Source organism: Pseudomonas sp. dw_358, from assembly GCF_018449655.1.
In the GTDB taxonomy this organism is placed as follows: Bacteria; Pseudomonadota; Gammaproteobacteria; order Pseudomonadales; family Pseudomonadaceae; genus Aquipseudomonas.
Map to the genome: position 1 here is coordinate 24,528 of NZ_JAAVUX010000015.1, position 11,237 is coordinate 35,764.

10 protein-coding genes are annotated in these 11,237 nt (G+C 59.3%); 5 read left to right on the forward strand and 5 right to left on the reverse strand.

The window, feature by feature from the left end; translation table 11 throughout:
• The first annotated feature begins 62 nt into the window (after nt 1–62).
• From HB675_RS19510 to HB675_RS19520, 3 genes are read left to right on the forward strand one after another with little or no spacing between them, the layout of a single operon-like run.
• Nucleotides 63–1,064, forward strand: a complete 1,002-nt coding sequence (locus HB675_RS19510) for a response regulator (protein ID WP_213880560.1) — start codon at nt 63–65, stop codon at nt 1,062–1,064.
• 2 nt (nt 1,065–1,066) lie between these two features.
• A complete protein-coding gene (locus HB675_RS19515; RefSeq protein ID WP_213880562.1) occupies nt 1,067–2,020 on the forward strand; it encodes a diguanylate cyclase in 954 nt (317 codons plus the stop codon).
• Complete coding sequence (locus tag HB675_RS19520; RefSeq protein WP_213880563.1) at nt 2,013–2,516, forward strand: DUF1543 domain-containing protein; 504 nt, start codon at nt 2,013–2,015, stop codon at nt 2,514–2,516. The genes HB675_RS19515 and HB675_RS19520 overlap by 8 nt, the downstream gene beginning before the upstream one ends.
• Before the next feature lie 80 nt (nt 2,517–2,596).
• Here the strand turns inward: HB675_RS19520 and HB675_RS19525 are convergent, their stop codons facing one another.
• From HB675_RS19525 to HB675_RS19545, 5 genes are all read right to left on the reverse strand, one after another.
• Nucleotides 2,597–3,913: a methyl-accepting chemotaxis protein gene (locus HB675_RS19525; protein ID WP_213880564.1), complete on the reverse strand. Its 1,317-nt coding sequence runs from the start codon at nt 3,911–3,913 to the stop codon at nt 2,597–2,599.
• A 91-nt stretch (nt 3,914–4,004) separates the two neighbouring features.
• Nucleotides 4,005–5,312, reverse strand: coding sequence for an ATP-binding protein (locus tag HB675_RS19530; RefSeq protein ID WP_213880566.1), 1,308 nt, complete (start codon nt 5,310–5,312; stop codon nt 4,005–4,007).
• A gap of 194 nt (nt 5,313–5,506) precedes the next feature.
• On the reverse strand, nt 5,507–5,746 hold the full coding sequence (locus HB675_RS19535; protein ID WP_213880568.1) for a hypothetical protein: 240 nt from the start codon (nt 5,744–5,746) through the stop codon (nt 5,507–5,509).
• Nucleotides 5,747–5,916: 170 nt separating this feature from the next.
• Complete coding sequence (locus tag HB675_RS19540) at nt 5,917–6,114, reverse strand: hypothetical protein (RefSeq protein ID WP_213880695.1); 198 nt, start codon at nt 6,112–6,114, stop codon at nt 5,917–5,919.
• A 64-nt stretch (nt 6,115–6,178) separates the two neighbouring features.
• Nucleotides 6,179–6,394, reverse strand: coding sequence for a DUF1737 domain-containing protein (locus HB675_RS19545; RefSeq protein WP_213880570.1), 216 nt, complete (start codon nt 6,392–6,394; stop codon nt 6,179–6,181).
• A 252-nt stretch (nt 6,395–6,646) separates the two neighbouring features.
• On the opposite strand from HB675_RS19545, the gene HB675_RS19550 reads away from it, so the two are divergent.
• Together HB675_RS19550 and HB675_RS19555 are read left to right on the forward strand one after the other, a co-directional pair.
• Nucleotides 6,647–7,225, forward strand: coding sequence for a plasmid pRiA4b ORF-3 family protein (locus HB675_RS19550; protein WP_213880572.1), 579 nt, complete (start codon nt 6,647–6,649; stop codon nt 7,223–7,225).
• Between the two features lie 708 nt (nt 7,226–7,933).
• Nucleotides 7,934–11,230: an STY4851/ECs_5259 family protein gene (locus tag HB675_RS19555; protein ID WP_213880574.1), complete on the forward strand. Its 3,297-nt coding sequence runs from the start codon at nt 7,934–7,936 to the stop codon at nt 11,228–11,230.
• Nucleotides 11,231–11,237: the final 7 nt, after the last annotated feature.

Here is an 11,237-nt window from a genome sequence, read left to right on the forward strand (position 1 = left end):
GTGGGCAATACAAAGCCCCAATGCAGTGCACACTCACGTTCAACGACCGAGAATATTTGCTGATGGCTGCCGTTCCCCTGTTGATCTGTGATGACTCCAGCATGGCGCGCAAGCAATTGTTGCGTGCACTGCCCCAGGACTGGGCAGTGTCGGTGACCCAGGCCACCAACGGTCAGGAGGGGCTGGAAGCCATTCGTCGGGCCCAAGGCCAGGTTGTGCTGCTGGACCTGACCATGCCGGTCATGGACGGCTACCAGTTGCTCGAAGCGGTGCGCGACGAGGGCCATGCCTCGCGGATCATCGTGGTGTCCGGGGATGTGCAGGATGAAGCCGTGCGCCGTGTCATGGCGTTGGGCGCGCTGGCTTTCCTGAAAAAGCCCGTGGCTCCCGATGACCTGTACGCCACGCTCAAACGCTTGGGGCTGATAGGCGCTCCCGGCCGCACTGCCTTCCCGGCGCGGCCCAGTGCCAACGCCGAGGTGAGCTTCAACGAAGCCCTGCGCGAAGTGGTCAACGTGGCCATGGGCCGCGCGGCCGCGCTGATGGCACGGGTGCTGAATGTGTTCGTCGAACTGCCGGTGCCCAACGTCAACATCCTCTACGTCGGCGAGCTGCAAATGGCCCTCGCCGACGCTCACGCCAACCCGCAGCTCACCGCCATTTGCCAAGGCTTCATCGGCAGTGGTATCGCCGGCGAGGCGCTGGTGATCTACCACGACTGCGACGTCGCTGACCTCGGCCGCCTGATGCTGCGCGCCCAGGCCAACGAATACACCGACACGGAAATGCTGCTGGACCTGTCGTCGCTGCTGGTGGGCGCCTGCTTGAGCGGCATCGCCGAGCAGGTCGACGTGCAGTTTGCGCAGAACCACCCGCAGCAATTGGGCGTGCACATGCCGATCGATGATCTGATTCGTAGCAACCAGCCCCGCTGGAAGCCCACCCTCGCGGTGGAAATCAGCTACGCGCTGGAAGGTCATGGCATCCACTTCGATTTGCTGCTGCTGTTTACCGAAGACTCGGTGCAACGGCTGCGCAACAAACTCGCCTACTTGATGAATTGACTATGTCCGCGCAAATCGAAATCAACGAGCTTCACTGGTTGCTGGCGATCACCCAGAGCATTGACGTTGGGGTGGTGGTGCTGGACCGCAACTATCAGGTGCAGGTGTGGAACTCCTTCATGGAAAACCGTTCCGGGGTGCCGTCACGGGATGCCTTGAATCATTCATTTTTCGCGCTGTTTCCGGAAGTCAGCGACAGCTGGTTCCGCAAGAAAGTGGAGAGCGTGGCGACCCTCGGCACCCCGGCGTTCACCGTCTGGGAGCAGCGGCCGTATCTGGTCAAGTTCAAGAACTATCAGCCGATCACGGCGCAAGAAGAGTTCATGTATCAGAACACCACTTTCTTGCCGCTGCGTTCGGTCACCAGCGAGATCAACCATATTTGCGTGGTGATCTATGACGTCACTGACGTGGCAGTCAATCGCCGGCAACTGCAGAGCAGCAATCTGCAACTGCAAGAGCTGTCCAGTACCGACCGGTTGACCGGGCTGTACAACCGTGGCCACTGGGAAGAATCGCTGAAACTGGAGTTCGCCCGGCACAGCCGGTATGGCCACGCCGCGGCGTTGATCATGTTCGACATCGATCACTTCAAGCGGGTCAACGACACCTACGGGCACCCGGTGGGCGACGTGGTGATCCAGCGGGTGGCCAGTGTGGCCAAGGCTCTGGTGCGCGATGCCGATATCGTCGGGCGCTACGGCGGCGAGGAGTTTGCCATCCTCTTGCCCGGCACCGACAAGGCCGGCGGGCGTATTCTTGCCGAACGCATACGCGCCGCCATCGAAGCTGAAGAAGTGTTCCACGGAGGCGCGCGCATACCGTTCACCATCAGCCTCGGCGTGGCCGACCTCAATAGCCCGGCCAAGGATTACAAGGAACTGATCGAATGGGCCGACCAGGCGCTGTACGCGTCGAAGAAGGGCGGCCGCAACCAGGTCTCGGTGCATGGCTGAAGCGCGCCTCCATGTGGTGATGCTGGGGGGCAGGCACCCACGGGCCAGTATCGAAGTGCACGACGTGGTGTTCGTCGTTGCGCCGGATTTGCAATCCGCTTACCCACAGTTGCGCGAGGCCTGGTTTGGCAGCGCCAAGGGTGTGCACATCGATGCCTGGATGCGGGTTGACGGTGTGGACGCATGGAAGGTGCAGATGAGCGACCTGGCGCCCGGTGCGCACGAGCCACGGCTGTACTTCATCAACCTGGGCGGTTACGAGCCCGGGGTGTTTGGCGAGGCCCATCATTATTTGCTGGTGGTGGCGACGGACAAAGCCGCTGCCCGTACACAGGCGCGCTCGCGAATGATCAAAGGCTGGCAGCAAGGGCACGTGGATGCCCTGCTGGAAGTGGACGACTGCATTCCTATCGATCAGGTGGGGGGGCGCTATGTGCAGTTGCTCAAGGGGCCGCACCAAGGCATTGAGGTGGGTTGCGACTACATCGTGCTGTAACGGACTGCCGTGTGGGAGCAGGGATTGCCCGCGATAGCATCGCTACGCAGCCCAAGGGCTGCTCCCACAGGAGGAGTTGTCTACTTGGAAATAGCCCCGGCAAACTTGCTGATCGCCGACACCACGGTTTGCGCTCGCTGTTGCATGTCCTGAATCACGGTGTCGGCATCCCCGGCCAGCTCCAGCGCCTGAATTGCCTGCTCCTTGTTCGAGCCGATGATCCCCACCGCCGTCGAGGCCAATTCCTGGTTTTGACGCACAACACTGACAATTTCCTGCGTCGCCAGGGTCGTTCGCGAGGCCAGTTGCCGGACCTCGTCTGCCACCACCGCAAACCCGCGTCCTTGCTCACCGGCCCTTGCCGCTTCGATGGCCGCGTTGAGGGCCAGCAGGTTGGTCTGCTCGGCAATGCCGCTGATGGTCTTGACGATGGTGCCGATGGTCTGGCTCTGCCGGTCCAGCGCTTCGATGCCCTGGGTGGCTTCTTCCATGGACTCGCCCAGGCGTTGCAGCACGCTCAAGGTCTGCTGGATCACGTCACGGCCGGTCTGGGCACTGCTGTCGGTCTGCACCGAGGTGGCGTAGGCAATGCTGGCGGCTTCGGACACCGAACGCTCCTGGTCCACCTGATCGGTGATCACGGTGGCGAACTTGACCACCTTGGACAGCTTGCCGTTGGCGTCGATGATCGGGTTGTAGGTCGCCTCCAGCCATACATCCCGGCCGCCACTGTTGACCCGCTGAAAACGACCCGCCACATACTCGCCCTTGCGCAGACGCTCCCAGAAACGCGCATAGGCATCGGTGCTGGTCTCGGCCGGGGTGCAAAAGATCCGGTGGTGCTGGCCCTTGATCTGGTTGAGTGAATAGCCCATCGCACCGAGGAAGATATCGTTGGCAGTGATGACCTTGCCATCCAGCGAAAACTCGATCACGGCGGTGGAGCGCAGCAGGCCCTTGACCAGGTTCTCGTTCTCGCGGGAAGCCTCGATGGTGCGGGTCAGGTTGCTGGAATAGAGACGGGTTTCCTCAATCTTGCCTTGCTCATCCTTGAGCGGCACGACCATGGTGCGCAGCCACACATGGGTGCCGTCGCGGTGGGACAGGCGCAGCGCGCCGCTGAACGTCTTGCTCTCCTGGATGGCCGTCAGCGAACGGATCTGGTGAGGGTCGCGCGCCACGTCGGCGGGTACCAGGTCACTGATCCTGCGGCCGACCACCTCGCTGGCCTTGAAACCCAGCTCGGTCTCGAACAGCGAGTTGACCCACTCGATCGAGCCATTGGCTGCAATGGTCATGGCGATCATCTCGCTTTCCATCGAGGTCTTGACTTGCTCCAGCTGCGCCAGGCGGCGTTCAAGCTCTTTGTGTGCTTTTATGAGTTTGGCGTTGAACATGGCGTAGCATCCGAAGGAAGTGAGGTCGCATGTACGCTCTACATCGGCGCTTCGGAGGGGTTCTTTAAGGACTTTTAAGGGTAATTGGCGATTAGTCCGAAACCGCATCGACCCGGCCGATCACCCGCAGGTACAGACTCATGGTCGTGCCCGCGCCCAGTGCCGTGGCAATACGCACCAATCCTCCGGCGCTGGCAGCGAATTCCTGCACCTGGGCCAGCCCCAGCCCGGTGCCCTGTCCCTCTGCCTTGGTGGTGAAAAACGGCTCCAGCACCTGAGCCGCGACGGCCTCGCTCATGCCCGGGCCGTTGTCACTGACGCTCAGCACCAGATAATCCCCCTCGGCCAGTTCCAGGTCGTCATCCACCGTCTCCAGCCGCGTGGCGATGTGCACCCGGCCAGGCCCGGCCAAGGCATCGCGGGCATTGGCCACGAGGTTCATCAGTACCGCCAGCAGCTGGACTTCCACGCACATCACCCCCATGCCCCGCGCGGACAGATCGAACGACAGCGCCAGCTCGCCGGTGACGGTGCGCAGCAACAACTCGCGACTCGCCTCGATGCGCTCGCTGATATCCACGCACATGACCTCGGGCCCGTCGGTGCGCACATGCTTCATCAAGCGGCTCACCAGCAGCCGCCCCTGTTCCACCGCTTGCAAGCCGGTGTCACTGATGCGCTCCACATCCAGCGGTCGCCGGGCGCGCATGCGCACCATCTGCAGGCTGGCGCTCAAGGCCTGCAGCAGATTATTGAAATCATGGGCAATGCTGGCAGTCAGCATGCCCAGCGACGACACCCGTCGCGAGTGACGCAAGGACTGCTGAGCCTGCTCGGTCTGCTCCAGGGCCTGCTCCAACTCGACCTGCAACTGCTCTGCCTGCAGCTCGCGCTGCTGATTGAGCCAGCGCAGCTGCAACAAGGCGGCGGCCTGCTGGGCCAGCGCCTGCAACCCGTTCAGTTGCGTGGAGCTCAAATGGCGAGGGCGTGTGTCGATCACACAAACGGTACCCAACGGCTGGCCACCCTCGCTGACAATCGGCGCGCCGGCGTAAAAGCGAATATAGGGCGGCCCCAGCACCAGGGGGCTCTCGTGGAAGCGCGGGTCCAGGCGGGCGTCCTCTACCACCAGCACCTCCTCGGGCGCGAGGATCGCATGGGCGCAAAACGCCAGGTCGCGATGGGTCTCGCCCACGTCCAACCCCACGCAGGCCTTGAACCACTGCCGGTCACGATCCACCAGCGACACCAAGGCAATCGGCGCCTCGCACAGGGTCGTGGCCAGCAGCACGAGGTCGTCGAAGCCTCGCTCGGGGGCGGTATCCAGTATGCGCAGATGCTGGAGGGACTGAAGGCGGTCTTCCTCGTGGCGGGGAAAGGGGGCAGGATGGTGGGCCATTGGATGTGCTTCGCGACGAGGTGGCAGAGTGGCCTGATGATGGCCTGTGGAGGAGGGGTGGGGCAAGCTCAAGGTCAACGTGTAGGAGTCAGGCTTGCCTGTGATGGCATCGCCGCGCAACTCCGCCGAGAGGGGGCGTCAGCATCGCCGGCAACCGTAACCGGCGCTCAGCACTGATCCCGCGACGAGGCGCCCTAGGCCAGCGCCTGTAACCGCTCCTGCACCGCATCGTCAAAAATCATGTACAGCGTCTCGATATCTGCCGGTTTCAACCGTCGGGTCTTCTCCAGCTCGAGAATCACGGCAATCTGCATCTCGCCTTCGCGCTCGATGTCGGCGCGGGTACTGGCGGCATTCAGCGCGCGCACCAGGTCGTTGATCGGTCCACGGACCGGCTTGGGCAGTTTCAGCAGGTCGAGTCTTTCTTGCGGCATGCGGTGTCTCTCCAGCAGCGGGTTGAGCGCAGGTCGCAGGGAGCGGTTGGCACTGGAGGACACTATAAGGCCGTAGTGGCCGGGGTGGGCGCTAAATCTCGTCACTCAGGACGGGGGAAACCCGATTCGGCCCAGTGCAGGCCCTGCCAGCACTGGGCCGATCAACGCGATCAGCGTTGCACGCCTTTGATCTGTTCCAGCCGGATGGGATAACCCTGGCCAGGTTGGGTGACCGTCTCGGTCTCGACCGTTTGCACGATATGCCCGTTGGCATCCTTGGTGACAGCGACGCTCTTGCTGTACGCGGTCTGTACGCAGCCGGACAGGCAAGCGACAGCCAGCAGCGCAGAGGCAAATTTCAGAGTCATGGTGGATTCCTATCCAAAAAAAGGGCCGCCAGAATACCCGTGGACATGGCGATGTGCCATTTTTTTAATCGATTCGCGCGTTACCCGAATTATGAAGGTGTAGACCCTTCCAGACGATCGCCTGCGCCACGATCACACGCTGCACATCAAAGGTGACAGCGGGAGCGCCATGCAGCCGGTAGCCCATCTTCAACGCTGCACTCACGCGAAGGCAGAAAGCGGCATCATCAGGCTCGGTGAGCACGCGGTAAATCGGCAATCCGTCCGGTGGCAGTGACATGGGCTCGTTCCTTCTGATGATGGGCCGCTTGCCGCTGGGTCTGGCGGTGGTGTCAGCCAAACCGAATTCATGCCGCCAACCGAATCGCCACCTCGCACCTTCTCTCGGCGCTTTGTATCATCGAGAGCAAAATTCGAGGGCAACCGCCCGACCAGCGCAAAGCGATTCGGCAACGCCGATGCATGGGAGAGCGAATGGCTGCCCTGGAACATGTTCTCCAACCCCACTGAACACTGCGAGGCCGCTTGATCCATGGTTAAAACTGTCCGCTTACCCAAACCCGCCAGCGACTTGTTGCTGCTGCACATTGAACTGAAGTGGATCACTCCGGCGATCTGGCGTCGGTTCGCGGTGCCTGAAAATATCACCTTGGGCAAACTGCACCATGTCATCCAGGCCGTCATGGGCTGGACTGATAGTCATCTGCACGAGTTTGAAATTGCCGGCGAGCGTTATGGCGTGCCCGATCCCGAAGGCTGGGGGCCGACGGTGAACCCGGAAGCTCGTAAAACGCTGATCAAGGCGCTGAGCGGAAAACGAACATTCGACTACCTCTATGACTTCGGTGACAGTTGGCACCACCGTATCAAGGTCGAAAAAACGCTACCCGCCATTGCCTGTCCACAGGTGCCATGCTGCATCGACGGTGCCAATGCATGCCCTCCGGAAGACGTCGGTGGCGGGCCCGGTTACGAGGAATTTCTGAAAGCGATGGCCAACCCCGATCATCCAGAGCATGAGGCGATGATTGAGTGGCATGGTGATGATTTTGATCCTGCGGCATTTGAGTGCGAGCGTGTGAATCAGTGGCTTCAACGGATTAAGGTTTGAGGTGCACGGCGGTGTTGTTCGGGTGGTTAGGTGGTGAGGATTTGGGGGTGGATGAGGTCCAGCCAGCAAACCAGGGACCGCTGAAGGTGCTTTTCCTGTGGTGCTTCAGTGCCGGGGTAAGTTGAACGCGCTACTTAATTTAATGATTTTAATAGACTTCTTCAGTTTAGAAATTTCACTGGAACACTCTTTGGAATACCCACCCAGCGCGTTTGCCCAGCAGGGTGATTGGCGAGACCGGGTACAACGCTGAGTCGTCCCAACCATTTTAATCTACCGCCTTCCGCCAGTATTTACGTGGGGTACGGTACAGTCATAACGCTACCAACACTTTTCACCGAGCAGCGGGGGTAGGGCAACGGCCACGAGCACTGCAGCTGAGCGGCGCGCGCCGTATTTCGCGTTTTATGGATACCGCGCCAATGCTTTGCAGTGCAACTGATCGAGGTTTGTATCAAAAATCTAGACGTATCAACCGCAGTTGCTTAGGGTGTGGCCATTCAATATCGCGCTTTCAGGGAATGAAAATGGAATTGAGCGTCGACGAGGTCGTAGGCGCTTTGGAGCGAGCGGGCTTCCGGCTGATCCCTTGATCGGCAACAATGTATTCCGCTTGACCCATCCAGCACACACTAAGCCCCTCTGTGTAAAGCGAGGTGTTGGCTAAAGCGGCACTGTTTCGGCGCCCAATTCTAAAAGGGATTTTCGATGGCTCAGTTGGCAGTTAACCATCTACCAGCCAAAGCATGGCTGACCGAGTTTCTTTTCACTCGCGTCTTGTTCACAGGGCCTACTGGTCAGCCGCTCTATAGCTACCATGTCACGGAGGACGAATATACCGGGCTGGCAGCCATCCTGAAAATGGCGCTTATAGCTAATAGCCCGACGCAGGAGCTGTATGTGGCGGCTTGTTTTTGTCTATTCGTCAGCGAAAATTACCGTCGCCATTACGACGGCAATTGGTCGTGGCAGGGGGCTGAGTCTCGTATAGGCATAACCCTCACACCGGCGCAGCACGCCAGCCTGACCGGAAAGGGCTTAGGTTACTGGAAGCGGAAAGTGCGCATCCGAGACCAAGGTCGGGATTGGCTGGGCACATTGTTTACGGAGGGTGGACTGCCTTGGCCGCTGCTCAGCAGCGAGTCCCACGGGTTTGGCCGAGCGGTGCGCCGTGGTATCAAGCACTTTTACCGTACCGAGGGGCACCGGCGCACCACCGCTGATCTGCTGGCCGACTTTGAAGATGGGCTGCCGCTGTCGTTCCGCAATCTGGAAACACGCACGTTGCTGGCTGGAATCGTCGATCAACTGATGACGCTGGTTGATCGTTACCCTATCAAGGACGAGGTTGATCCGGCGGCCTATCTGGATCGAGTTGATCCCCATTGGCACGAAGCCTTTCCCATACCGTTGGACGAGACCAATGCCCGTCATCTGCTCAACGAGTGGCTACGTGACGCAGGCATTAAAAGGCAGGAACGCAAAGAGGCGTTAGCCAAAGCACGAGCGTTTACCTGCGAACACATTCAGCAGGGACAGTTACCGCACTGGACAATCTTGACCGAGCTTAATCTGCCCCCAGAGACTTTACTGCCGATCAATCCATCCTCACTTCGTAATACCCGCCTCGAGCTGGCTTATTTCGAAGGTGAAACCCTGCTTGAGCGGGGGCCTGCTGTTTATGCCCAGTTGGCGGAGAAAGCAGTAAAGATCCGCTTTGCCAATGTGCAGGTCTCCCTGCGGCGTCGATATCTGAACAAACCTGTGAGTTTGCGGGTTATGGAAAGCGGTAGCACCATCCACACCTTCCTATTCGAGAACAGCGCTCTGGATTATCAGGATGTACCGCTGGTGTTCGAGTGCCGAGCGGATCGTTGGCATCTAGTAGGGACATCCAGCTGCAAGCTCGCCAGCAGCAAGGTTAGGGTACGAGTGCCCGAGCGTTTTACCTTCAGTGATGCACTGGAGTCGACCGTACCGGTGCTAACTGACGTCGAGTCCGGGCAATGGATCGAAACCACTGGCAACCTGATTCTCAAGGATGATGCTGAGCGCTACGAGATATGCCTTTCGCAGCCTGGCGGCGATGTTGCGCCTTTAATGTTGACGGGGGTTTACGCGCTGTTCGAATGCTCGCCATCAACCGTTTATCTGGGCTGGCCCACCTTGGAGTTGGCCGAAGGAAGCACCTGGCGAAGGGATGAATTGATCGAATTCGCCAACGGCCGGCCACTCGATCGACGCAACGCTCTAGTGTTCGGCGCAATCAACTATATCGTTCGCAGCCGTAAAGGAGAAACGCTGCTACGGCGCCGATTTGGTGTGTTGCCCCGCGGCTTCGAGCTGGGGCTATACCCTGCTTACGGCCGCCGTCCGGCCAGGTTACAGGTCAAGAACGCCGATAACCTGTCTTTGCATGTAGCGGGTGAGGGATTGCTGTGCTCGGCCAGTCAGGGCAGCTACCAGATGGAGCTGAGCGGCCAGCATTGTCCGCAGGCGTTTACGTTGCAGATCGGCCCCGCAGCGGGTCTATTGCACCTGCGTTTGCCCTTTCCTTATCAGGGTGCACGCCTGCTTAGTGTCGACGGCCAGCATACTGCAGTGAAGACTTTGAACCTTGCCGAGCTGACTGGGCACCGGTTGCAACTAAGCTCCGGTCTGCCACAAGGACAGATGTTCTATCTGCAATTCGAACTTATGTGCCGAGAGCAGTCTCACCCCAAAAGGGTCTTCGCGGTACGCGTTGGTCAGATGCCGATGGTCCTCAATCTCTTCAGCTATGTTGCTGACCTGCAAACTATGCTAGCTGCAGTTGATGAGCAAGATGCCTATGTACACTTGACTGTAGAAACCGAACAGTTACTGATGCAATTGGACATCAGAAGATACGGTGGTCGAGTGTTGATGGAGGAGGCCAGCGCTTTTTACGTATGCGGAGTCGATGGCACCGATATCCTTGATGACGCGCGTGCCGAAGCCATGCTGCTGTCGGACCCTAAGCAAGCTCCGTTGCAATTGGTTGAAAACACCACGGAAGGGGTCGGAACGGGTCGCTTCGCTATCCCTCAATCGATGCTGATTGATGGCCCTTGGTTGATCTACCCAGGCAAGGAATCACCGATTCAATTCCGCCCCCAGCTATACTTGCCTGCGTCTATGAGCGTGCCCGTCGATTTGCAAGTGCGTTCATTGCACCGTGCCGCACAAGTGTTCCATCCGATCCACCGTCCGGACGTCATCGAAGAGCAGATCCGCGCGATGGCGAATGATTTCGCTCACAGTGGTTGGCAATACCTCGCGGACTTGAAGCGCCAATACGCTCACTTGCCATTGTCTTCATTCGAAGCCTGGAAAGCCTTGGCTAAAAATCCTCAGGCATTAGGGCTGGCGGTATTCCGACTGGAAATGGACGAAGCCTTTTGCGCTCGCATTGCCGATGAGCTGGCGCTGATGTGGGAAACCATACCGCTGCCCATGTGGGCCTCTGCTTACCAGATATTTGCTGAGGGGCTCAAGTTGACAGGCCTGCCGTCTGAGCATGTCGAGCGGCTGGTGAAAGATCGTGCGATTGTATTGCGCTACATCGTTTCCGGCTTTGACTATGTAGGCAATTATCTGGGTACCGGTGATTGTTGTGAACTCAGGCGTTTGTCGGCCGAAGATATCTTGCCAATGTGGTATCAGGACCTGCGCCGTCTTCATGCGGCTAACCTGGACTGGCCGAACGTCCTTGGAGAGGCATTGGCCCATTGGGTGGCCGAGCAACCGTTGCCACTCCGCGTTAAGGCTATGAGCCTGGCCGAGTTTACCGACGCAGTGACCTATCTGCCTATCTTCATGGCTTACGTAACGGCCGGCAAAGCCTCGGTCAACGACCTCGGCATACCGACGGCCTATTTCAAGTTTGCCGCGCGTTGGCTAGCTGATTTTGATCGGCATGGCTGGTTCAACCCTGTTCATGCACTTACCGTTTCCTACCTGCTTGCTGCCCATACAGATCGCTAAGGAATAG